Source organism: Frankia gtarii (assembly GCF_025403375.1).
GTDB lineage: Bacteria > Actinomycetota > Actinomycetes > Frankiales > Frankiaceae > Frankia > Frankia gtarii.
This window is the reverse complement of sequence record NZ_JAMPTM010000060.1, coordinates 1-22,926: the sequence shown is the minus strand read 5'-3', so window position 1 is coordinate 22,926 and position 22,926 is coordinate 1. Positions and strand designations below refer to the sequence as shown.

Here is a 22,926-nt window from a genome sequence, read left to right as displayed (position 1 = left end):
ACTGGTCCGCGCAGACGCAGGAAAAGCTCGCCATACGCGGTTCGGCACTCGGACTGAATCAGCCCCGACACGCCGGGCGCAACGAAAAGAGCGGCGAGATCCGACTCGCCTGTCGCGGGCATCCCGGCGCATCTCAACGGAGAATCCATGGCAGATCCCCCGGACCACACACTAGGGAATCCGACCCGACCGTCCTACCGTCGAAAGTAGTAATCGGGGCGCGAGGCTTCTAGCAGCGGATGGGGGTTCCGAAAAGCCCCGACCGGGGTCGCCCAAAGGAGCCATCTTGATCCGGGCGGGCCCGACGCCGATCTCGATGTGGTCACCCGGCAACCCGCCACCGGCCAGATGGTCTCGAGGACCGCCCTGAGCCTCTCGAGCCTGATGACGTCGGCCAGGCGCGGGGCCGTCCCGCGCCTGGCCGGGCCAGAGCCGCCGACGACGGCCCGCGAGATCCATGGCCACACCCCGCGCCACCGGCGTGCAGCGGGGGTATCGCGCTGCACGGAAGTGGTCCGCAAAGGGGCCGAGCGTCGACCGGTTTTCCGCGGAGATCCGGCGGCGCGGCCACCGCGGTGGGGAAGACGGCGGGAGAGTCCGCCGTCTCGCCACCGCGGCGGCACCGCCTGTTCCCCGGCCGACCACCAAACAAACACGTTTCCTGATGGAAGTTCAGGGACGTCGATTATCTTTACTGTCTCGCAAGATTCTGTTGCCGGCGTCGACGAGGGGCGCGGCGGTGGGACTCGGAATCGGATCAGACGGTAAGACCGTCGACGACTTCACCGTGCCGGGAACCACGTGCCGGTGATCGCGCGGGAGAAGATCCGGTATCACCCGTCACGTCAGCCGCAGGCGCATCACCCCGGGAAGCCACCGTGACGGTGGAGTCGCCACGCGACACCTTCGGCAGGATCCGAGTGGGGTGCGGGACCGTCGGCACAGTCAGCTCCTGGCTGTGGTGGGGGCGAAGCTCCGCTCGGAAGCCATGCCGCGGCGCCGTCCGCGGACGGTGGGCCGGTGCACGGGTCGGGCGGACGGGCCGGTGTTGACGTCGGCATACGGGGTGTTCCTACGGACCTGATAGACCCAGCTCCTGCTGACCGTGATGCCCTGGGCGGCGAGCACCGCGACCGCCTGGGTGACCGACCCGCCGGTCTGGTCCAGGGTGCGCACGATCGCCTCGCGTTTCACGGCCGGGTCCGCCGCGCCATCCAGCCCGGCGGGCGAGGCGGCATCCATCCGATCAGCATTCGCCCGATCGGCACCTTCTCGATCGGTGTCCGCCAGGTCGGTGTCCGCCAGGTCGGTGTCCGCCAGGTCGGTGTCCGCCAGGTCGGTGTCCGCCAGGTCGGTGTCCGCCAGGTCGGTGTCGTCGTCCGCCTGGGTCGAGGGTCCACGGCTGTCGGTCCAACCCGGGTCGTCAGTCGCGCCTGACTCCGGGGCGTGCGGGGGCGCCTCCGTGGTGCTTACGTCGGCGGTGACGGTGGGCGCGGCAACGGTGGCCGCGGGAAAGGTGGCCGCGGGAAAGGTGGCCGCGGGAAAGGTGGCCGCGGGGACGGTGGGCGCCGGGCCGCGTTGCGGCGGGATCGGTAGGACGGTGGTGACCGGATCGTCGACGCTCCGGCGTGCGGTCGGGTGGATCTGACGCATGAGCAGCTCGTAGGAGCCGAGCAGGGCCAGCGGCGGCCAACCGGCGATGATCCGGGCGGTGACCGTGGGTTCGGCGTGCAGCACGTTCGCGAGCAGCGACGCGCAGGCCCCCAGTGCCAGCAGAACGTAGGACAACCAGGACCGGTTCCGCCCGGCGCGGCGCTCCGCCAGCATCGCCATCGACGCGGCCACGATCAGCCCGTCCACGCTGAACGGCAGCACCGCCGCGGTCATCGAGTCCTCCCCGTGCGCCATCGCGACCCCGCGCATGTGCCGATAGGACACGAAGGCCGCCACCACCGCCACCGTCGTCACCGCGATCACCGTGGTGATCCGGATCGCCCGCTCCGCCCTGACACCGGAGGATCGACCCTCGCTCATCAGCTGATCACCATCCATACCGATCGATCTCCTCACCTACTCCGGAAATGCGACGTCTTTACGCATTTTGCTCCAAAGCCGCCCGGACGATCCGGACCCCCCGACGGTGCGGAGTGTCCGTATTCACCCTGGTGCCGAGCGTGGGAGGCCGGCCCATCTATGCATTTTCCAGGTCACAGCACGCGACCATCAGCCCTCGCCGGCCCTGACCGTCCGGACCGGGTCTGTTGCACCCGGTGCCATCTGGGGACAGCGCTGTTTTCCGAGAAAACGGACCATGTCGCAGCGAGCTCCACGTTCACTCCCGAACGCGGCAACGCAGGTGGCGAGGTCACCGCGTAGCCGTCGGGGTCGGTGAAGGTGAACGTGCGCCCGAACGGCCCGTCGAACGGCCCGTCGAACGGTCCGACCGGGATCGGGATCGGGATCGGGACGCCGTCGCTCACCGCGACTTGGTCATCGCCGACGCGCCGACCCGCCGACGACGGCCACGGCGCGCACGGGAAAGGTGCCCATGCCGCGGACGGGCGCGGGCAGGACGGTGAGCTGGACGGGCTCGCCGTCGGGCAGCTCGTCCAGGGCGGTGAGATGCTCGACGATCGGGATGCCGGCGCCGAGCAGACCCTGATGGGCGGGACGGGACAGGTCGGCGACATCGTCGATGTTGAGCGAGTCGATGCCGACCAACAGCGCCCCGGCGGCGACCAGGGCCTCAACGGCTGTCTGCGTCAGGTGCGGCGCCGGGCCGAAGTACGCCTCGCTCCCCCAGTGCCGGGCATGGCCCGTGTGGACGAGCACGGCCCGCCCGGCAAGATCGGCGGTGACCGGCAGCAGCTCGGCCCCCACAGCCTCGACGCCGGCCGCCCGGACCACCACAGCCGGCACGTCCACCAGCCGAGCCAGGTCGAGGGCCGCGACGTCCGGACCGTCAGCGTGAAAGTGGAACGGTGCGTCGAGGTAGGTCCCGGTGTTCGCGACAAGGTCGACGGCTGCAATGTGGAACGACACCCCCGGCGCGAGCCGCTCCCCCGAGGCCGCCCGGCTGGTCCAGGTGGTGATCCGCGGACCGGGCAGACCCGGATACGTCACCATGCCATCGACGATGGGATGGGACAGGTCGACGATCCGGCGGTCCCCGACAGGCATGGCACGCTCCCTGGGTCCACGGCGCGGATGGTGCCCCGTCACGCTACCGCCGTCATCGCGATGGGCGACCAGCCGCCCATCGCGGCATCGCCGGTCTTGATGCGCGGATCACGCGCCCGGACAACGATGGGGAAATCCCTGCCGGAGCACGGCCCGACCCCCGAGGAGCCTGCCGATGACCGACCGCGCCAGCCTGGCCGAGTTTTGACCGCCGAACCGTCGCGGCACCCCGCTCAGGGCCCCTGGACCACCCTGGACGTCCGCGTCGACGCGCCGGTCGCCTGGGTTCGGTTCAACCGCCCAGCCGCGCACAACAGCGTCATCCCGGCAATGATGATCGAGATCCACGCCGCGCTCACCGAGCTCGCCCGGGACGACACGCTGTCCGTCGTCGTTCTCACCGGCGCCGGCCGGACGTTCTGCCCGGGCGCGGACCTGACGGCGGCACTCACGGACCACAATCCCGATCTCCCGCCAGTGGCGGTCTACCAGTCCGCGACCCTGCTGCACGAGATGCCGCAGCTCACCATCGCCGCGGTCAACGGGGGCTGCGCCGGCGCCGGGTTCGCCTGGGCGGCGGCATGCGATCTGCGGATCGCCACCGCCCGCGCCCGTTTCTCCGTCGCCTTCCCCCAGCTCGGTCTCACCAGCGAACTCGGTCTGCCGTGGACGTTGTCCCGCGCGCTCGGTGGGGCCGCTGCCCGTGACCTCTGCTTCCTGCCGGCAAAACTGACCGCGGACGATGCCCGGCGGATCGGGCTGGTGGCACGGGTCTTTCCCGACGACCGGTTCGAGGCGGAGGTGGATGCGATGGTCACCGAGCTGGGATCGCGCCCGCGCAGAGCCGTACGCGGGATGAAGGCCAACATCCTGTTGGCGGAACGTAGCGGCCTGGCGGAATTCGTCGACGCCGAAGCGCGGCACCACCAGAGTTTCTTCACCGGGTCGGCGCGCGCGGAGTCGGTGCTGGCCCTGCAGAACCAGGGACTTCAGCTGAAACAGCCGGAAACCACCGAACCCCGGAGCTGACCCGCGCCCACGGCGCGCACCGGACCGGTCGACGACGCGGAGAGCCGAGACGCCGACCGGCCGGTCGCACCGGGAGCACGCATACAGGCGCCAGGACTCAGGCGGCCTTCGGGTACTGCTTTTTGAGCCGCTCGATGAGTGCGAGCGAGGTCTGCTCGTCGCGGGCCACTGCACCCCAGCCCTCGATGAACATTCCGTCATAGCTCAGCCCGACCCACCGCCCGGTGAGTCGGTCGCCGTGCGGATTCAGCGAGAGAAACAGCGACCCTTTCGAGCGAACCGGACTGTCGGAACTGACATACCAACCCATGATGATCTCTTCATCGAAGATCTGTAGTTCACCCCACCAGAGGTATCCGCCCTCCTCGCTGGACAGGCCGCGAGTGATCGCCTCAATATGGATCTTCGCCCCGGTCTGCTCCAGACTCGCCTCCTGCGAGGAATGGATCTCCTCGCCGTCCCGGAACGTCTGCCAGGCCGTCCACCAGCGCCCGGACAGGTCGACGGCGCCACCGGCCCGACTGCCCGCGCCGATGGGCGACGGCGCGGGCGCAGGCGCGGGCGGCTCCGGGCCTACGGCGGGACCGACAGTGGCGGCACTTCCCCCAACGATGAGCTGTCGACGATCCGTGGGAACCACCTCCTCCAGTGTGCGTGGCCAGGTGATACCTGCCCGGCTCCCCTTGTCCTCCAGCCAGGCGTGCCTTCGCAGCTCGACCAGCCGACCGCCGGCGTTCAGCTCGGCGTCAATCGCGCCGACGAGCGACTGGGACGGCACACCGAGGAGACCACGCTCGGCCTTGGACAGGTAACTGGGCTGGTAGCGGACCCGGTTGGCGAGCTGGGCCTGGCTCAGCCCGGCCGCTTTCCTGCGCTGAACGATGCTCTCCAAAAGGGTGGCAAGGCAGGGTTGCATGTCCATCACATCGTCTACCCGGAGTCCTCTGTTCTGGTTCGTCGCCGGACGCTTCCATCTGGTCTGCTTTTTGTCACACCGCTGAACGAGCGCGCTGAACGAGCGCGCCGGCCGCCAGGCCTGCCGGATTGTCGAATGATCGTCGCACGCCCCCACGCCTCCCCCGCGCTGTGGGTGTCCTGGCGGCGCATGGCCGCCGCATCGAGCTGTCCGCATCCAGTATGACGGCGCTCACACCGTCGCCAAGTAGTCCGTCATCCGCGTCCGGCACGCCGATGCCGGCGAAGTGAAATTCGATTTCTTCGCCGAGGTCACATCAACTCACCTTTTTGTGGAGGCTCCGGTGTAGGATCAGACCCTGCTCGACCACTCCATCCGACCGGTGCAGGTGTTCTCCGACAGCGACTTCACCCGCCTGGCCGAACGGATCCGCGAGGCCGGCCTGACCCTCCACGGGTTCGGTGAGCAGATGATGTACGCCCGCGGCAGGTAACACCAGGTCCGGCTGACCGTCAGTCGGCAGGCCGCCAGAAGGCGTCGGGATAGTCCGTCCGTGCGGGTGAGCGGTACTCGAACAGCAGCGCCGTCCTGCCGGCCACGGACACGTCGGCCGGCGGGCGTTCCACGAACGGCAGCCCCACGACAAGCGCCGTCCCCAGCTGCCAGTGGTCAGCCGTGACGGTCTCTCCCTGCTCGTTCGCCCAGCTGGGAAACGTCGACTGAACGACCTTGAAGAGCAGGTCGATGGTTCTGTCGTGGTCCGGTGCCAACCAGAACAGCTCGCGCAGAGCCTGGCGCGGCCGGACCCCCCAGGCGTTCTTGGCGGTCGCCGTCGAGAACTTGTTGTTGTTGTTCTTCAGGATCCGGCCGGCCCGCAGAATCGCCGACATGACCACCGCGTACCGCACCCTGTCGATGGGCGAGTAGCCGTTGACGGCGTCGTCGTGCATGAAGATGTCCGTAAACCACGTGACGGTAAGATGCTCGTGCAGCTTCCCGGCCGCCAGCTCGGACGCTGCCATACCCACACCGATCTCGTCGGCGGGCACGCCGACGGTCGCCTGCACGTCCGTGTCGGCGATCGCCTGAACCGTCAGCGCGATGGTGTGCGGAAAGTCAACGACCTCCACCCGGAAGCCGTCGGAGGACCGCGCCTGCAGGGCCTTGCCCCGGGCGCTCTCGACGCATCCGATCGCGAATCCCATCGCCGCGCGGCGCCGGGCCCACCGGGTGGCGCTGTTCATCTCGGCCGGCGTCGTCCGAAGCTCGATCTTGAAGGTGTTCGGTGCGCTCTGCAGCGGTAGATCCCGGGTTATCTCGACGAGGACCTCGCCGGTCCCGTCGTCCCGCACCAGGGCGAACACCTTCGGCAGGATCCGAGCGGGGCGCGGGGCCGACCTGTCACCGGAATCCTCGCCGACGATCGCCCAGAACTCCTCCGAGCTCACCACCACCCCCGCCCCCCTCAGCTCCTCCTCGGTCCCCAGGGAATGCGAGGTGAAGGTCCGGTCGTAGTACTCGGGGAAGGTGGCGGTCTGTGGTTCGACGGCATGGCTCACCTGCGTGGCCTCCCACGGAGTCGGGCGGAAGAAGTCCGCGAAGAGCCGCCTCGGCTCCGGCCCCCCGCGCCGGCCAGAAGCCTAGCGTGATCCCCCCGGAGCCACCGCATGATCCAGGGAGCGCTCGACGCCCGCGCACCGCTCCTCGGACCAGGACTCATACTGCTCCGCCGTGATCCACTGACGCATCCACGCGGGAGCGATCATCCCCGCAGTCATGACGCACCTCCTTCAGGTGACCCGGCGGAACATCCACGGCGCCGCCCGGATTGAACGAGATATGACTGTGTCCTCGAGTGTTGCCGCGGCCAAGTCCCCGTCGAGCAACGAGCGCCTGCTGGATGGGGCGGACGCAGCACCGCTGTTCACCCCGTTCTCACTGTCCGGCGTCGAGCTTGCCAACCGCTTCGTGATGGCACCGATGACCCGCCAGTTCTCCCCCGACGGCGTGCCGGGCGAGGACGTGGCCGGCTACTACGCGCGGCGGGCGGCGCACGTCGGCCTGATCGTGACCGAGGGCACCTATGTGGATCATCCGTCGGCCGGGTCCAGCGACCGGGTTCCGCGGTTCTACGGCGAACAGCCCCTCGAAGGCTGGCGCCGGGTCGTCGACGCCGTGCACGCGGTAGGCGGGCGAATCGTCCCCCAGCTGTGGCATCTCGGCGCCGGCCGCGCGGCGGGTGCTCCGCCGCACCCGGAGGCGGCGGTGTTCTCCCCGTCGGGCCTGCAGCACGACGGGACGATGGTCGGCGACGAGCCGAGCATCGCGCAGATCGACGAGGTGGTCGCCTCCTTCGCCCGCGCCGCGGCCGACGCGCGCCGAGCCGGGTTCGATGGCGTCGAGCTGCACGGCGCGCACGGCTACCTGCTGGACCAGTTCTTCTGGTCGCGGACCAACCGCCGCGCCGACGGCTACGGCGCAAGCCTGGCCAACCGGGCTCGGATCGGGGCCGAGGTCGTCGCCGCGGTCCGCGGCGAGGTGGGACCGGACTTCCCGGTGATCTACCGGTTCTCCCAGTGGAAGGGCGGCGACTACGACGCCCGTATCGCCGAGACCCCCGATGAGCTCGAGGTACTGCTCACCCCGCTCGTGGACGCCGGCGCCACCGCGCTGCACGTGTCCACCCGCCGTTACTGGCTGCCCGCGTTCGACGGTTCCCCGCGCACCCTGGCCGGCTGGGCCAGGAATCTCACCGGCCTGCCCACCATCGCGATCGGCTCGGTCGGCGTGCCGACGGCCTTCGGCGGCGGCGAGGAGGGCGTGGCAGCGACGCTGAGCCTCGCCCCGCTGGTGGAGCTGTTCGACCGCGGCGAGTTCGACCTGGTCGGCCTCGGCCGCGTCCTGCTCTCCGAACCCGCCTGGACCACCAAGCTGCGCGACCGCCGCCTGTCAGAGATCCGGACCTACGACCAGGCCGACAACTCTCGCCTGACCTGACGATCAGCGGCCGAGACGGCCGGCGGCATCTCTACCCAGTCGATCGGAATAGCCGAAAGTTCGCCGGCCTTGGACAGGAAGGGCCCGCGACCGGCGTGGCCCTCCAGCAGCAACCCGAGGAGAACGCGCATGTCCCAGGCTGCCGCCGTCTCCCAGCCCACCGCCGTCTCCCAGCCCACCGCCGTCTCCGAGACCGCGAGGCCGGTGTATGCCAGCCCGACCGATGTGGCGACCTACGGCGAGTACACGATCAGACGGGATCCCGCCGACACCCGGCCGCTGTACCGGTTCGCCGGACGGATCACCGCGGACGGGTCGAGCGGATTCCCGGCCGAGCCGGGCCGCTACCACATCTACGCCGGCTGGTTCTGCCCGTGGGCACACCGCGTCACCCTCGAGCGCGCGCTCCACGGGCTCGAGGACGTCATCAGCGTCTCCTACGTCGACGGCACCCGCGACGCCCGCGGCTGGGGGTTCCGCGAGAGCCACGGCCCGGACCCGGTCAACGGCTTCACCCTGCTGCGCGACGCCTACGAGCGCACCGAGCCGGGCTTCGACGGCCACGTCTCCGTTCCCACGCTGTGGGACCGCCAGACCGGTCAGGTCGTGTCCAACGACTTCACCAGCCTGGGCATCGACCTGGCCACCCAGTTCGGCCGCTGGTCGAACGGCGCCGACACCTACCCCGAGCACCTGCGCGCCGAGATCGCCGAGCTCGACTCCTGGATCGGCCCGGCGGTGAACCACGGGGAGTACCGGGCGGCGCACGACGAGGCGCTGCGGGCGGCGCTGCTCGACGCGTTCGCGAAACTCGACGCCCGGCTCGCCGACGCCCCGTATCTGGTGGGCGGTCAGCTGACGGAGGCCGACGTGCGCCTGTGGGTCTCCCTGGTCCGCTACCGCAGCCGCCGCCACGACCTGGCGAGCCTGCCGCCGCTGTCGGACTACCCGCACCTGTGGTCCTACGCCCGCGCCCTTTACCAGCTCCCCGCCTTCCGCGCGACCACCGACTTCTCTGCCTTCTCGGAGCCGGCCGCCGTCCTGGCGGACTGGGAGACCGCGCCCGGCAACGACGCGTAGGCGCGTAGGCGCGTCTGGGACGGACGCCGGGATGATGATCCAGTGGGGCCATCATCCCGGCGCCCCGGGTTTCCAATTACCACCACAAGCGATCGCCCATCACCGTCAGTACTCGCCCTCGATGAGATCGTGGCCGTACTCGGCGACGTCGATCATCAGTTCTGCCGGTTCGGTCGCCGGCAGCACCGACAGAGTAGTTCCTCCATCGCCGCCGCCACTGCCGCGGTCACTCGTTGGCGGGCGGGCAGCAGACCCGCGACGACCTGCTCCATCTAGCGGCGCCCGCACGTCCGGCGGTAGGGCAGGTCGGGTACGTAGGAAGCCCATTCCGCCGCGGTGAGGCCGCGGCGGGTGAGTCCACAGGCGACGGTGGCGGCGTCCGCCCGCAACTCCACCAACGGCCGCACGTCCCACACAGCGACGTCGCTCGTCAGGCCGGCGCCGGTGAGCAGGCGCCCGTCGCGGGACAGCCCCGTGGACAGGACACCGCCTGGGGCTGGCAGTGATCCGCCCAGCGGACGCGGGTTGACGGGTTCGGAGATGTCCCAGAGCGCGACGCTTCCCTCGGACTCCTGGTCGGAGTTGCCCTCGGCGTTCAGCAGACCCGCCGCCAACGTGGAGCCGTCCTGGTCGATCACGACCGAGCGCACCGCGCCGTCGGTCGTGATCGGCGCGCCGAGCGGTCGCGGTTGGTTGTCGCGGGACGAGACATCCCACAGCTCAACCGCCCCGGGAACCGGCGGCTCGGGCGCGGCGGTCCCCGAGGCCGAGCCGAGCCGATCCAGCACGGCAAGTTTGGCCGCGTCGACCTCAACGCCGCTGTCGGTACCGACCGCGAGCGTCCGCCCGTCCGGTGTGAAGGCCACTGACCAGGCGAACCGGCGCGGAGTGAGGGTCGAGCGGATTGTCAGCCGGCCGGTGCCCGACGGGCTGGCCAAGCTGACGATGCTCTGGCCGGCCAGTCCGGCCGCCCACGCGATGGTCCCGTCGGGGGCGGCCGCGACGCTGTACACCGGCTCGTCGCTGCGGGTCGTCGGTTCGATGCGCCGCGGCCGGGCCGGAGCGGAGAGGTCCCAGCGAATCACCTCACCGGGGTTGGTCGTGGCGCCCCCCGCGTCCACATCCTGCCCGGTCCCGGCAACAAGGGTGGAGCCGTCGAGGCTGAACGTCAGCGACCACGCCGGGTAGGTGGTCGTGAGGGGGGCGCCCAGCGGCTCGAGTCGGCTCGGGTCGCTGACGTCGTAGAGCTGGATCAGACCGCCACCGACCCCGGCCCCGGCGACCGTGCGTTGGCTGCTCGGAAGGCCATCGCGGTTCATCGCCGCCGCGACGAGGCGGCCATCGGGCGAGAACGAAACGGACCACACGGTCGCCGGCGTCACGATCCGGCGGGCGGGCGCGGTCCCCGACCGCCGGCGGATGGTCATCTCACCGGACGCGCCACCGCCGGTTCCCCCGCCGGCGGCCAGCACATCCCCGCGCGGGGAGAGGGCGGACGCGTGCATCGTCGCCGGCTGTGACCTGGGCAGCTCGTCCAGCAGCCCGAAGGCGTCGGCGATCGACGCGGAGATCCTTCCCCGGACGTCGTCCGAAAGCCCGGCCGACGCGCTCGCGCCGGGCGCCGCCGGCTCAGGCGTCATGGAACTGGTGCTCGCCGCGGGCGCGGTGGTGACGGCGGATCGCGCCGGGACGGCCGGCGCAGAGGCGGAGACTGCCGGCGTCCGGCCGAGCGGAACAACCCGCGCGCGCGGGGAGAGATCCCACCGGCGCGTGCCGGTCCGGTCAGCGGTGACGAGGTTCAGCCCGTCCGGCGAGAACACCGCCAGCGTCACCGGAGACGGTGATGGCAGCGACGCCGACCGCCGGGGCGCGGACGGCATGCTCAGGTCCCACACCGTGGTCGTGCCGTCGACGTCGCCGCCGCCGGCGGCGAGCTTCGACCCGTCGGGCGAGAAGGCCAACGCCTGGTAGGGAAACGGGTCCTCGAGCGGCTCCCGCGCGCTCATCCCGGCCTTCGTGATGTCGAACAGGGTGACGTGCCCGCCGAGAGTGCTGGTGGCCAGCGCGATGGTCGTTCCGTCCGCAGACAGCGCCAGGCCCGAGACGAGGCGATCGGCGATGCTCGCGGTACGCGGCTTCACCTGCGCGGGGGCGACGTCGAACACCTCGAGACCGCCCCGGGAGGTGCCAGCGAAGCCGGGTCCCGCCATCGCCGTCGCCGTCGCGAGCCGCTCGCCGTCCCGCCCACCGAACGTGAGCCACGTCGCCTTCCACCGGGCGGGCACGGGCTGGCCTATCCGCCGCGGACGCGCAGGGTCAGTGATGTCCCAGACGCCGATCCGCGCCGTCCACGACAGCGGCCCCGGCCCCGGCGCCGACGCGCTGATCGCTACCCGGCGGCCGTCGGCCGAGATGTCGGCCGCCCCCAGCAACGCGCCGGGAAGGCCGAGGTCGGCCGGGGTCCACGAGGCCGCGAACGGCCGGGGGCCGGCCGGCGTGGAGACATCCCACAGACGCAGTCGTGATCTGTCCGTGGCGTCGGTCGCCAGCGCCAGACCGGTTTCGGGGCGCACCGTGACGGGAGAGGCGGCTCTGGTACCCGGAGCCGTCACGAAGGACCGCTTGGCCCCGACCGGGCTTTCCCCAGGCTGGGTGTCCCAGCTGATGAGGGCGCGATCTGTCGTGGTCGCGACCAGGGTACGGCCGCCGTCCGCAAAACCCATCGCATCCGGTACCCCGCCGGTGAACGTGCCGGCGAACGGGCTGTCGATGATGTTCTGGCGGAGACTCGCTCGAGCATCCGAGGCCGGGTCGAGGTCGTCGGCGGCGATGCCGAGAAGGAGCGCGGTCTCCGGATCGGCGTCACGAACGGCGTCCGCTTTCGCCACCAGGGCTCGGGCCGCCGCCTCGAGCTGACCCCGCCGCGCCTGCTGTTGGCCGTTGACGGCCACTGCGGCGGCGAAGAGCGCGCCGAGGAGAAGAGCCACGAGAGCGGCGGCGACGAACCTACGGATTCGCGCGGCGCGCGATTGCTGGCGGGTCGCGGCGGCGAGGAACTGTGCGGTGACGGGCCGCCGGGGCGGCTGCTGGCCGAAGGCGGCCCGGGCGTTGTGGAGCGTCTCGCCTCGGTAGAGCAGGTCACGGCGGTCCCCGGCGGCCCGCCAGGCGTCGGCGTCGCCGGTGGCCTGTTGCCGCAGCCGCTCGTCGGCCCGGTCCTCGTCCAGCCATCCGCGCAGCGTCGACCACGCTTCGAGCAGCGCGTCGTGGGTGATCTCGACGCCGTCCTGGTGAACGGTCACGATCCGGGCCTGAGCGAGCTGATCGAGGACGGCGGCGGCGCCGGGCCCGGCCTCGGTGGTCAGTGCCGCCGCGTCGAGCCGCCGCCGGGTGTCCTGGGCCGACGCGTCGCGGCCGACCCGGACCAGGTCGATCATGATCCGGCGCAGGATGGGCCGCACGGGCTCGCCGAGATTCTCCACGATGGAGTCCGCAGTCCGGGTCAGCGCCCCGCGCAGACCACCGGTGGCGTGGTAACCGGCGACGGTCAGAACCCGTCCCTCGCGCTGGGCCCACGTTGCGAGCAGGGCGTGCGAGAGCAGCGGAAGCATCCCGGCGTCGTGGCCCTCGGCCCTGTCGGCACGCATCTCGCGCAGCACCAACTCCACCAGACCCGGCTCCACGGCAAGTCCGGCCAGGGCGGCCGGTGTTTCGATCGCCTCGCGTAGCTCGGCCTCGCGCATCGGCCCGACCGCCAGGTGCGGTTCGGTCAGCGCCGTGACGAGCTCGGTGTGCGGCAGGCAGTCGTCGTAGAAGTCGGAACGCATGGCCAGCAGGACAAGCCCGGGCGGGGCGCCCCCGTCAGCCGGCGGGGACACCAGCTCGCGCAGGACGTCGAGGAAGGCGCGCCGGGCGAGCTCGTCCTCGCAGCGCGCGAAGAGGTTTTCGAACTGGTCCACTGCGACGACGGCGCGGCGACGGCCGGCGGAGGGCAGCGCGGCGAACACGTCGCCGACAAACGCGCGGACGCTGCCCGGCTCGCGGGCGAGCCGCTCCCGCACCCGGCCCGCGGGCAGATCGAGCACGCGTTCGAACGATGCCGCGAGATCTCCGAGTGGGTCGTCGTCGATCGACACCAGCAGCGCGGGCCAACCGGCCGACGCTCCTGCTTCGACCTCTCCGCGGGCGAGCGCGGGGAGGATCCCGGCTCGTAGCAGCGATGACTTACCCGAGCCGGACGGGCCGAGGACGAACACAGGTCCGGGTCGCCGGGAGCCGTCGTTCAGCAGGTCGACCGCGTCGGTGACCAGCCGGTCCCGTCCGTGAAAGAAGCGTGGATCTTCGAACGGGCGGAGGCCGGGATAGGGACACCGGCTGTACGGGTCAATGCTGTCGGGAGAGTCGGGAGAGTCGTCGCGCGGGGAGCCGGCGGCGGTTGGACCGCCGGGCGAAGCGGCGCCGGGCGAAGCGGCATCGGGCGAAGCGGCATCGGGCGAAGCGGCATCGGGCGAAGCGGCATCGGGCCGCGGCACGGCCTGGGTGTCGGGGACCGTCGGGCGCGGGACGAGCGGTCGGCGGTAGGACGGGTTCGGCGAAAGCTCGGTGTCGCCGGCCCGGCCGGCCGCCCAGCGTCGAGGTCGCGGCATGCCCGACCGCCGCAGGTCAGCGTCCAGGTGATCAAACAGGCGTTCCACGGTGATACTCGGCGGAAGATCGGCGTCGCCCCGGTCGAGCAGGTCGATCAGCCGGCCGGTGAAGGCTGTGTGCCGTGCACCCGGCGGTGCCAGCGCCCGCTCGTCCCGCGCGGAGGAGGCCAGGAGGTAGGTGCCCTCGCTGATCCGGCCGAGCTCGGCGTGGACGGCGCTGACGACCGGCAGAGCGGCGCGGCTGGCGAAACAGCAGTCGAGCACGATGATGATCCCCGCCGCCGAACAGTGCTCCCGCAGAATCGCCACTATCTCGGCGAAAGGCAGGGCGCGCAGCCAGGGCCGGCGGCTGGTGGCGTCTCCGGAGGCGCTGGTCGCGAGATAGAGGCGGCCGTCGGGATCGACCAGGCCGTGGCCCACGAAGTACAGCAGGAGCGTGTCGGTCGTCTCGCCCGCCGTCTCCGCGATCGCTTCGGCCAGGTCCACCGGACCGCTCGGGTCCAACAGCGTCCGCAGCCGATCCGCGGACAGGCCGGACCGCTCGAGGAACATGGCGGCCAGGTCGATGATGGTGCTGTCGACGCTCGGCAGGTCCGGGAGGGTGGAGCCGGCTGTGTGCCGGCCGCAACCGACCAGAAGCGCTCTGGTACCCGCGCCGGACAGATCCCCCATGTCCTTGGTCCCCCGACCCCATCGAACACGCGCTACGCGTCTTCACAATGCTCGCCCCGCGCCGCCAGCCGGGACCGCCCGAGACGGATACTACCGATGCTGTCCGTCAGCCGGTCGGGCCTGGAGGGACTTCCCGCGCTCCGCGAAAGACAGGGTTGGCGGGAAACTCGTCGGCCGCCATGGCCAGAATGCGTGACCGTCCGCGAGGCGAACGCCCGAGAGCCAGTTGGTGGCCGACGTCGGTCCAGTATGCCAGAACGTTCGGAGCGCTCTCAAACGCCAGGAACAGTTCCGGGCCCAGCCCCGCGGCCCGCAGCAGCAGATCGACCCGCGGAGCGCTGTTGAAAACCCGCGCCAGCTCACGCACCTCATGCGCGGCGAAACCTGCCGGGCCGTCTGTGATTTCACCTGGGGGGCGAGTCACGTCGGCCGGGCAAGCCACCTCGGCGTTGCTTCGCAGCCGCGCCGTCAGTTCGTCGATGAAGGCCCGGAGCGACTCGTCGAGTTGTCCGTTCGCCAACTCTGCTGATACCGATGCCGTGATCTCACCGGGAGCCAGGCGCAGCTGGAGGCTGAAGGGGACGGCGGCGGGCGTCCGCCGCCGGGAGGAAAGCCAGCCCTGTAACACCTCCAGCAACGATTCGGCAGAGTTTTCCGCCGCGCCACCGAGCGCGAGCACGACCGCGTCGATCCGCCGGCCCAACTCCGCCGGGTCCGGCGGCGATTCCCGCAACGACACCCGACCCCGGAATTCCGGTGTTTCCAGCAGCCAGCGTCGCAGACTGCGTGCTTCGTCGCCGCTCGGATCGCCGTCCACGGCGAGTTCGACGTCCACCACGCCTCCTGGAAGTGCCGTACCCACCCTTCGGTGCAAGTCTATTCGGCCGGCGCCGGCTCAGGGGGACTCGGCCTCATACGCCCGCGCACTGCCCGGCGGATCAGGACTCGTCCTGCTCCGCCGTGACCTGCTCGTGCATCCACGGCGGAGACAGTCCGCTGCGCCGGTCAGCTGCTGTCGGACTCCGACGTCGGACTCCGACGTCGGCCGCGCGGCCGCTCAGGCAGTCGGGATATTCCTGAACCCGAAGCAGTAGTCAGCTTTCTTTCACACCCGCGTCGAACGAGGGCGGTCGGCAGCTGATGACCAGAAGTCGATGGTGGACCTGTCGTCGTAGTACTTCCTGTTGCGCGTCACGAACTCCTGAACGGTCTGCGGCTCTTCTCCGCCCACTGTCTTCACCACGTCGTTGGTGCCCGCGAACACCCCGTTGACGTAGTCACTCGCGACCGCGCGCAGGTGCTGGACGGTGTATTCACCGAGACCGCGGTTCCGCAACTCCTTGGTGAACTCGTCGAGGCCGATGGGCCGATAGGAGACCGGCCTGCCCAGCGCCTGCGTCATCTCCTCCGCGATCTCGTAGTGGTTCAGTTCCTTGACGTCGCATGCCGGGCTGGGACGGCCAACCGGTAGAGGTGCGCCCGCCAGCCGTCCCAGCCCGCTATCAGCGAGCCGACGATCCGGCCGCCCTGCCGCGCAACCAGGCAGGCGTCGGGATCGCGGATGAGCAGTGTACGCACGGCATCCGCCGTGTCCGCCGGGCGTGACTCGTTCTCCGCCGCGGCCTCCCACAACGCGAGCAGGTCCGCCACGTCGGACAGGGAGGCACTGTCGATGCTGATCTCATCGGGCCGCGGATCGCCCTCGGTCATGGCCGGCACCACCCAAGTCTCCCGCATCACCCGTTGGCATCCTCACCTCCCTGACGGAAGGCGATTCCCGCATCTCGCGGTGCGGGTTCCTGCTTCACCGACGGACGCCTCCCCGCTTCAACAGCGAGGCGGTCCCACTCCCTCTCCACGGGCAGCCACCGCAAGCCCTGCGGCCAGAACGTTCTTCGCCGCGTTCACATCCCGACCATGGACCGCCCCGCAGACACACGCCCACTCCCGAATTTTCAACGGCAGCTCCGCGACGACCACCCCACACGACGAACATGTTTTCGACGACAGGGAGAACCGGTCGACCGCGATCATCGTCCGGCCGTACCAGCCGGCCTTGTACTCCACCATCCGCCGCAGCTCCGACCAGGACGCGTCGGAGATCGCCCGTGCGAGGGTGTGGTTGCGGAGCAGGTTGTCCAATCCGGGCGAAGGTGGCGAACTGTGCGGCGCTGAGCAGCAGTTCGCCAGGTAGGTCTGGACAGGCGGGCCGTGAGTTCTCCGGGCCTATCTGGCGGATTCGGCAGGCCAGCCCGACCCGCGTCCCGAGCAGAGGTTCCGAGCGGAGGCGTGTCGGCGTGAGGCGCAGATTTCCGCAGGGTTGAACACTAAGTATTGATCTTGAAATGCCGGTGGGTCTTTGAGGAACGGCACCGCGTCGGCGACCGTCCGGTCGGAACGCCCGGACCAACGCTGGCCCCGACGCCCGGGCGGGTGAGTGCCGCCGGCCCCCCGGGCCCGCGGCGGACCGCGATCAGACGAGGGCGCTGGCGGCGTGCCCGGCGGCGTCCGCCGCCGCCAGGATGTTGACGTAGTCGCGCAGGTGGGCAATCTGGCCGTCGTGGACGGTGAGTACGACGATGTTGGGGAGGGTGAACTCCCGACCGCTGGACGTGTTCCTCCCGATGGCCTCCTGCTCGACGATGATCGTCCGCGGGTCGGCGGTGTCGTGGCTGGCGATGGTGCGGTACCGCTCGTAGCGCAGGGGGAGGGTCCGCCAGCCCGCGGCTATCCAGCCCACGATCTCGTCCCGGCCGGTGAGCCGGGAGGGCACGCCGGGCGGGGTGAACGGAAATTCATGGATCGCGTCGGCCGCGTAGAGGTCCCTCATGTCGTCGGCGGCCTGCCTGATCGCCGCCCGGCGATAAAGCTCGAGGACTTCACGCGGGCCCGCCGTCGGCTCGATCGGTTCCATGTCGGATGCGCACCTTTCTCGCTGCTGCCGGGAAGAACGTTCAACGGCCTTCACGTCACCACCATCGGCCGGGCCGCGTCCAAGACCCGCCGAGGCGCGATCGATAACCTGACGGCATGGATCGACCGCTGGAAACCCGGGAACTGGTGCACTTCCTGGCGGTGGCCGACGAACTGCACTTCAGCCGGGCCGCCGCCCGGCTCGGCATCGCCCAGCCGGCGCTATCGAAGACGATCCAGAAGCTGGAACGCCGCCTGGGCGCCGCCCTATTCGAGCGGAACAGCCGCACGGTGACGCTGACCCCGGCCGGGCAGGTGCTGGCCCGCGAGGCACGCCACGCCCTGGACGCGGTGGACGCCGCGGCCCGGCGTACCCGGCGGGCGGACGCCAGTGACCCGCACCTGATCCTGGCGATGAAGGCAGGCGGGGACGCGGGCCTGCTTCCGGCGATCCTCGCCGCCTGCGACCGCGAGCCGAGCTCACTGCCGGTGCGGGTGATCTTCCATACGGACCGGGTCCGGCTGCTGCGCGACGGACGCGCCGACGCCGCCCTGCTGTACAGCCCGGCCGAGGACCTCAGCGGGCTCGACACCGAGCCGCTGCTGACCGAACCCCTGATGGCCGTGCTGCCCGCCTCGCACCCACTCGCCGCCCGAGCGAGCCTGCGCACGGCCGATCTCCGCGACGAGAACGTGCACGGGCGGCGCGGGCCGTCCACCGGTCCCGAGGCGGGCAGCCTCACCGAACTGCTGCAGCTCGTCGCGCTGGGCCAGACGGTTGCCGTGGTCCCGCGGTTCGTGACCACGCCACTGCGCCACGATCTCGCCAGTGTGCCGGTGACGGACGCCCAGCCCGTCACCCTGCTGCTCGCCTGGCCCGCCCACAGCACGTCGCCGGCCGTCGCGGCCCTCGCGCGAGCCGCCGGCGCAGCCAGTCCGGGCGGTGAGGCGGCCGGCGCTACCTGATCAGAGCGTGTCCCGAGGCTGTGGCCCGTGCGTCCAGCAGCGCCGCGCCACCGGCGCGGGTGTGCCTGTCACAGGCCGGCCGCCGGACCTACCAGTGGTCTGGCATCGCCGGCTCCGTGATGAGTCCGGGCCATACCGACAGTGATCGATAGAACCGCGTTTCTTGCCCGCGATGTCCCGCGCGACTGGGCCCGTCCTGCCGCGCGGGGTTCGGCTGCCGGCGGGCATGGCACGGGCGCTGGCGTTCAATCCCGCGGAAATCTGCGCCGCACGCCGTGTCGGAGGAGGCACGCCGCTCCTTCGCCAGGTCGCCCCGGACTTCGCCGCGTCGCTCGCCAACTAACTCTGGACGTCGCCACCCTCACTTGGACAGGACACAGGTTCCGGACGGGCAGGTCCTCGATGGCCACCGTCTGGTTCTCACGGATCAGCCTCGTGGACAGCGTGTACAGAAAGTCCCGGCGCCGATCGGCGATCCGACCATGGATCCGGGCGACCCTCGTCCGGGCCTTCGCCCGGTTCCTCGAACCCTTCTGCTTGCGGGACAACTCCCGCTGGGTGTCAGGCGGCCCGGTCGCGGTTGAGGTAGGCGAGCACGGCCAGCACCCGCCGGTTGTCGTCGGTGGACACCGGCAGGTCCAGCTTCGCGAAGATATTCGAGATGTGCTTGCCGATCGTGCCCTCGCTGGCATAAAGCCGCTGCGCGATGGCCCCGTCGGACCAACCGGCCGCCATCATCTCGAGAACCTCGCGCTCCCGCGGAGTGAGCGCCTCCAGCGGCTGGCCGACGCGCTGGCGGGCGAACAGCTTGGAGATCACCTGGACCGCGCGCTACCGCACCTCGGCCCCCTTCCGGCACGGCATGCGCGTGGTCACCGCGGCCTGGGGCGTGGCGCTGATCCTCGACGCCGTCGTCCGCACGGTCATGGCGTACACACGCCAGGGCCTGATCGGCACGCGGGATCAGGCCATCGATGCTCCCGCGTCCGCGAACAAGACCGGGTGACGGCGCGGGCTCGGCCACCGCGTCGGTGCGTCAACGACTCGCCGGATCCTGAAGTCCCCGCGGATGCTCTCGGCGCGGATGCTTTCGGCATCGAAGCAGCGGGGGGATTTGGCGCTACGCCCACGCCTTGCACCGCCGGCAACGTCTCCTCCCAACCCGCCATGTCTTACGTCCGACCGAGACCAGGTGCCAGCCGGGGCGGCGATGGGTGCCCGTAGCTGATGGATCACGACGCCGGTCCGCCCGGCGGGTCGACTGCTGTGCCCGGCGGCCGGCACTACGAGCTCCGCGAATCCGCACTGACCATCCACGTTGCCAGCCTCGATCACATCATCCGCTCGAAAGAAACGGCCGTCGTGGGAAAGCATGAACCGGGCCTCGAATCAGGTCGGGCGTGACCCTGAGGTGATCGTGACCCTGAGGTGATGATGGGTCCAGTCGGGGGGATCGGCCCGTCGAGCCGCTGACCGTCCGGGAAAGTGAGCATGAGTCTGCCGGCCGCCGGGTCCAGATCGGGTCGGACCGAGGCCAACGCCGGGAAGGTTCGCGGCGCGACGAGGCTCCCACTGTCGGTGACGAGGAAGAGCCGCCGATCCTCGGCGACGCCGTCGGCCCCCACCCGCAGCTCCGCCTGAGGCACAACGGCGAGAGCCTTCGCCGGGGCAGTCGCCGGCCCACTCACCGTGAGCGGTGACCGCGGGCGATGGCAGGTGGCGGCATCCTCGTGACCAGAAATGTGAGGTGTCTCACATAGACGATTTCGCTGTTGAGCCAACAGGACCTCCTGCGTAACGTCCCGATCGACGCTTTTCGTAAGGTACACCTAACCTGATGTCAAGTCCGGTATCGATCATCGCACTCCGGACCCGTTGTCGGCCGCGCGGCGGGGCTCCGATCCGTTCGGTGCCCTCGCGGACCCCGCAGTGGTCGCCCTGGCGCGATCTCGCCAGTCAGCCCGCGTGTCACCCGTCGGCCTCGGCCGCCTTGTCAAGGGATGAGAATGTCGGACAGCAGTACCGCTGCCAACCGCGAAAAGATGTTGGATATCGCCATCGGGCCGGTACCCGATTGGGGAATGGCCTGCGTCGAGGACATGATGGCGACGCTGAAGTCGGACACCGAGCTTTTCCCCTGTGTATTCGCCGTGGCCGCCGCTCATCGCGGCGGACTGCGGTTCGGCTTCGTCGACGACGTTCACGACGAGCGAACCTGGACGGCCCTGCCGGACATCCTCGCCACCTATCTCGCCGGGTACCGGCAGATATCTCGGGAGACGTCACTCGTTGTCTTCTTCGGATCGCCAGACGAGAGGTCCGACGCCATGGGCCCGGCCGGCTCCGAGCACCCGAACGCATCCACGGCGCCGGCCGTCGGAGTCGACACGTACGAGGATCGGTTCTGGTCACTCCTGCAGTATCTCCATGACAACGACACGTCCCCCTGGCCGTCCGACATCCCGACGGACACCGACGATCCCGGCTGGGAGTTCAGCTTCCGCGGGACGCCGATCTTCGTGGTCTGCAACACACCCGCCCATCGTCGCCTGCGCAGCAGGAACAACCCCACCTTCACCGTCACCTTCCAGCCTCGCTGGGTCTTTGAAGGTCTCGGCGCGACCACCCCCCGCGGCGCGTCATCGCGGCGGATCATCCGGGACCGACTGGCCCGTTTCGACGCGGTGGACTCGACTCCGTTGCTCGGCTCCTATGGCGACCCGGAGAACCGGGAGTGGAAGCAGTACTTCCTGCGGGACGACGCCTCCGTGGGGGACCTTTGTCCGTTTCTCGGCAACGCGGACCGAGTACCAGCGGGAAACCGGCTGTCCGGGTCGACCGCTATCCCGACCCCGACCGAGAAGCTGTTCAAGGTCGTCGTCAATCACGAGGATCAGTACTCGGTCTGGCCGCAGGACCGGCGCAACGCGCTGGGCTGGTTCGACACATCTGTGGTGGGCACGCGGCAGGAATGCCTGGACAGCGTCGCGCTGACCTGGACCGACATGCGACCGCGGCGCCTGCGCCGGAAAATGGCCATGGCCGCCGAGGCCGCCCGGGCATCGGCCGCCACCAGCCAGCCACGCGAATCGGTCTCCGCATAGTTCCTGCTCGACCGGGGCCTCGTCGGGTGCCCGGCGACGTCCCGGCGATGCCCCGCGGTCCCGCGCCGAGACCGACCTGCTCGATGGCGGACGGCCAGCGCGATCCCAGGAAAACGCCCGAGCAGGTGCCTCGGGGCTACTTCACACACCCTCGTCGATTAAGGTATGGATTACCTTAGTCACCCACGGCGAAGACTCGACCCGTCACGGAGTGCGCCCACGATGACCCGGCGATCTCCGGCCATCAACTATGGGCGGCCCCACACATCATCGCGCGCATCGTTCACCAGGAGGTGGATATGAGATCCCCGGCATCATCCGCCCTCGGCAATTCCAGGACGCACCTCGACGTACGCCACGGCAACGTCGGATGACGGCCACACCCACCACCGCATGGCTGCGTTGTCGCCGGCGGCACCCCGCGCCACGGTACCGACTAGTGGTCTTCCCGCACGCCGGCGGCTCCGCCAATCCGTACTGCACCTGGGCGGAGGGCCTGCCCGCCGACGGTGAAACATGGGTCGTGTGTTACCCAGGCCGGGAAAGCCGCCTGGGCGAACCGTTGATCGACACCATGGACGAGTTGACGGACGCCATCACCGACGCCCTGCTCCCCCTGGCGACCGCCCCGCCGAACCTCCCACCGCTGATCCTCCTCGGCCACAGCATGGGGGCGTCGGTGGCGTACGAGACCGCCCGGCGGCTACGCACCCGAGTACCGGGAAGCGTCGCGCGGCTGGTCGTCTCCGCACGGTCCGCTCCCGGGGTCGGCCGCCCCACTCGGGTGCACACGCTGCCCCGCGACCAGTTCATCGACGTCCTCCGGGCCCATGGCGGCACCGATGAGGCGCTCTTCGAGCACGACGAGCTCATGGACCTCGTCATCCCCGCCGTCCGCAACGACTACCGGCTGATCGAGACCTACCAGCCGCCGGCGGACCCGACGCTCCCGGTCGACGTCGTCGCCTTCGCCGCCACCGACGACCGGACGGTGCGGGTCGAGGATGTGCTGGCCTGGGCCGGCACGACGACGACGGGCTTCGATCACGCCGTCTTCCCCGGCAGCCACTTCTACCTCCTTGCCGAGCCAGGGCCGGTCATCGCCGAACTCACGCGGCACCTCCCGGTGCCCTCCGGTCGGGCATCCCGTCCAGCCGATGCGTCAGCCACAACCACAGCCACCACCGCGGCGCCGATGTCTCGCCGCTGAACTCCGCGTCGAGCCGACAAGAAACCCCCTCAGATCCACCATCGGATTCCTGGGCGGCGTCGGCGAGCTCGCCCGCGGTCGCCATCCACCGCCGCGTCCCGCCCACGGTGGAACAGAAGGGAAGTCGGCATCGATGTTCTCGAGAGCATCTCCCGCATCCGCGCCGGACCATCCACTCCAGCCGGACCATCCACTCCAGCCGGCCCAGCCCTCCTC

The 22,926-nt window shown here is 70.3% G+C and carries 20 protein-coding genes and 1 pseudogene; 7 read left to right on the top strand and 14 right to left on the bottom strand.

Annotation, left to right across the window (positions count from 1 at the left end; genetic code table 11):
• Positions 1–945: 945 nt before the first annotated feature.
• Both NBZ83_RS11655 and NBZ83_RS11650 read right to left on the bottom strand, forming a co-directional pair.
• Positions 946–2,034: a DUF2637 domain-containing protein gene (locus tag NBZ83_RS11655; RefSeq protein ID WP_261574943.1), complete on the bottom strand. Its 1,089-nt coding sequence runs from the start codon at positions 2,032–2,034 to the stop codon at positions 946–948.
• Positions 2,035–2,490: 456 nt separating this feature from the next.
• Positions 2,491–3,180 (bottom strand): cyclase family protein, encoded by a 690-nt coding sequence (locus NBZ83_RS11650; protein ID WP_261569494.1) that lies wholly within the window; start codon positions 3,178–3,180, stop codon positions 2,491–2,493.
• A 204-nt stretch (positions 3,181–3,384) separates the two neighbouring features.
• Between NBZ83_RS11650 and NBZ83_RS11645 the strand changes: the two genes are divergently transcribed.
• On the top strand, positions 3,385–4,209 hold the full coding sequence (locus NBZ83_RS11645; protein WP_261569493.1) for an enoyl-CoA hydratase/isomerase family protein: 825 nt from the start codon (positions 3,385–3,387) through the stop codon (positions 4,207–4,209).
• A 97-nt stretch (positions 4,210–4,306) separates the two neighbouring features.
• On the opposite strand, the gene NBZ83_RS11640 is transcribed toward NBZ83_RS11645, so the two are convergent.
• From NBZ83_RS11640 to NBZ83_RS11630, 3 genes and pseudogenes are all read right to left on the bottom strand, one after another.
• Entirely contained in the window at positions 4,307–5,281 is a 975-nt protein-coding gene (locus NBZ83_RS11640) for a helix-turn-helix domain-containing protein (RefSeq protein WP_261569492.1), read from the bottom strand.
• A 356-nt stretch (positions 5,282–5,637) separates the two neighbouring features.
• Positions 5,638–6,684: a hypothetical protein gene (locus NBZ83_RS11635; RefSeq protein ID WP_261569490.1), complete on the bottom strand. Its 1,047-nt coding sequence runs from the start codon at positions 6,682–6,684 to the stop codon at positions 5,638–5,640.
• Between the two features lie 123 nt (positions 6,685–6,807).
• Positions 6,808–6,891: pseudogene (locus NBZ83_RS11630) on the bottom strand (Uma2 family endonuclease); the annotation flags it as partial.
• A 73-nt stretch (positions 6,892–6,964) separates the two neighbouring features.
• Here NBZ83_RS11630 and NBZ83_RS11625 point away from each other — a divergent pair.
• Together NBZ83_RS11625 and NBZ83_RS11620 are read left to right on the top strand one after the other, a co-directional pair.
• Complete coding sequence (locus NBZ83_RS11625) at positions 6,965–8,122, top strand: NADH:flavin oxidoreductase (protein ID WP_261569489.1); 1,158 nt, start codon at positions 6,965–6,967, stop codon at positions 8,120–8,122.
• Positions 8,123–8,251: 129 nt separating this feature from the next.
• Complete coding sequence (locus NBZ83_RS11620) at positions 8,252–9,202, top strand: glutathione S-transferase C-terminal domain-containing protein (protein ID WP_261574942.1); 951 nt, start codon at positions 8,252–8,254, stop codon at positions 9,200–9,202.
• 272 nt (positions 9,203–9,474) lie between these two features.
• Here NBZ83_RS11620 and NBZ83_RS11615 read toward each other — a convergent pair whose 3' ends face one another.
• The 6 genes from NBZ83_RS11615 to NBZ83_RS11590 form a co-directional block, all read right to left on the bottom strand.
• Positions 9,475–14,517 carry a caspase, EACC1-associated type gene (locus NBZ83_RS11615; RefSeq protein ID WP_261574941.1) on the bottom strand — a complete coding sequence of 1,681 codons (5,043 nt, stop codon included), beginning with the start codon at positions 14,515–14,517 and terminating at the stop codon, positions 9,475–9,477.
• Positions 14,518–14,623: 106 nt separating this feature from the next.
• Entirely contained in the window at positions 14,624–15,352 is a 729-nt protein-coding gene (locus NBZ83_RS11610) for an effector-associated constant component EACC1 (protein WP_261574940.1), read from the bottom strand.
• A gap of 270 nt (positions 15,353–15,622) precedes the next feature.
• Positions 15,623–15,919: a Rossmann-fold NAD(P)-binding domain-containing protein gene (locus NBZ83_RS11605; protein ID WP_261569485.1), complete on the bottom strand. Its 297-nt coding sequence runs from the start codon at positions 15,917–15,919 to the stop codon at positions 15,623–15,625.
• A gap of 23 nt (positions 15,920–15,942) precedes the next feature.
• Positions 15,943–16,254: a GNAT family N-acetyltransferase gene (locus tag NBZ83_RS11600; RefSeq protein ID WP_261574939.1), complete on the bottom strand. Its 312-nt coding sequence runs from the start codon at positions 16,252–16,254 to the stop codon at positions 15,943–15,945.
• 90 nt (positions 16,255–16,344) lie between these two features.
• Positions 16,345–16,659 (bottom strand): zinc ribbon domain-containing protein, encoded by a 315-nt coding sequence (locus NBZ83_RS11595; RefSeq protein ID WP_308203402.1) that lies wholly within the window; start codon positions 16,657–16,659, stop codon positions 16,345–16,347.
• A gap of 331 nt (positions 16,660–16,990) precedes the next feature.
• Positions 16,991–17,431, bottom strand: coding sequence for a nuclear transport factor 2 family protein (locus NBZ83_RS11590; RefSeq protein ID WP_261571099.1), 441 nt, complete (start codon positions 17,429–17,431; stop codon positions 16,991–16,993).
• 116 nt (positions 17,432–17,547) lie between these two features.
• Here NBZ83_RS11590 and NBZ83_RS11585 point away from each other — a divergent pair, with 116 nt between their 5' ends.
• Entirely contained in the window at positions 17,548–18,396 is an 849-nt protein-coding gene (locus tag NBZ83_RS11585; RefSeq protein WP_261574938.1) for a LysR family transcriptional regulator, read from the top strand.
• A 245-nt stretch (positions 18,397–18,641) separates the two neighbouring features.
• Here the strand turns inward: NBZ83_RS11585 and NBZ83_RS34515 are convergent, their stop codons facing one another.
• Together NBZ83_RS34515 and NBZ83_RS11575 are read right to left on the bottom strand one after the other, a co-directional pair.
• Complete coding sequence (locus tag NBZ83_RS34515) at positions 18,642–18,944, bottom strand: transposase (protein ID WP_498041047.1); 303 nt, start codon at positions 18,942–18,944, stop codon at positions 18,642–18,644.
• Positions 18,945–18,957: 13 nt separating this feature from the next.
• Positions 18,958–19,215, bottom strand: coding sequence for a response regulator transcription factor (locus NBZ83_RS11575; RefSeq protein ID WP_261571097.1), 258 nt, complete (start codon positions 19,213–19,215; stop codon positions 18,958–18,960).
• On the opposite strand from NBZ83_RS11575, the gene NBZ83_RS11570 reads away from it, so the two are divergent.
• Positions 19,205–19,402: a DUF3159 domain-containing protein gene (locus tag NBZ83_RS11570; protein WP_261574937.1), complete on the top strand. Its 198-nt coding sequence runs from the start codon at positions 19,205–19,207 to the stop codon at positions 19,400–19,402. The genes NBZ83_RS11575 and NBZ83_RS11570 overlap by 11 nt on opposite strands.
• A gap of 325 nt (positions 19,403–19,727) precedes the next feature.
• Here the strand turns inward: NBZ83_RS11570 and NBZ83_RS33780 are convergent, their stop codons facing one another.
• A complete protein-coding gene (locus tag NBZ83_RS33780) occupies positions 19,728–20,084 on the bottom strand; it encodes an MOSC N-terminal beta barrel domain-containing protein (protein WP_368861834.1) in 357 nt (118 codons plus the stop codon).
• Positions 20,085–20,402: 318 nt separating this feature from the next.
• Here NBZ83_RS33780 and NBZ83_RS11565 point away from each other — a divergent pair, with 318 nt between their 5' ends.
• Both NBZ83_RS11565 and NBZ83_RS11560 read left to right on the top strand, forming a co-directional pair.
• A complete protein-coding gene (locus NBZ83_RS11565; RefSeq protein WP_261574936.1) occupies positions 20,403–21,500 on the top strand; it encodes a YqcI/YcgG family protein in 1,098 nt (365 codons plus the stop codon).
• A gap of 250 nt (positions 21,501–21,750) precedes the next feature.
• Entirely contained in the window at positions 21,751–22,710 is a 960-nt protein-coding gene (locus NBZ83_RS11560; protein WP_308203784.1) for a thioesterase II family protein, read from the top strand.
• Positions 22,711–22,926: the final 216 nt, after the last annotated feature.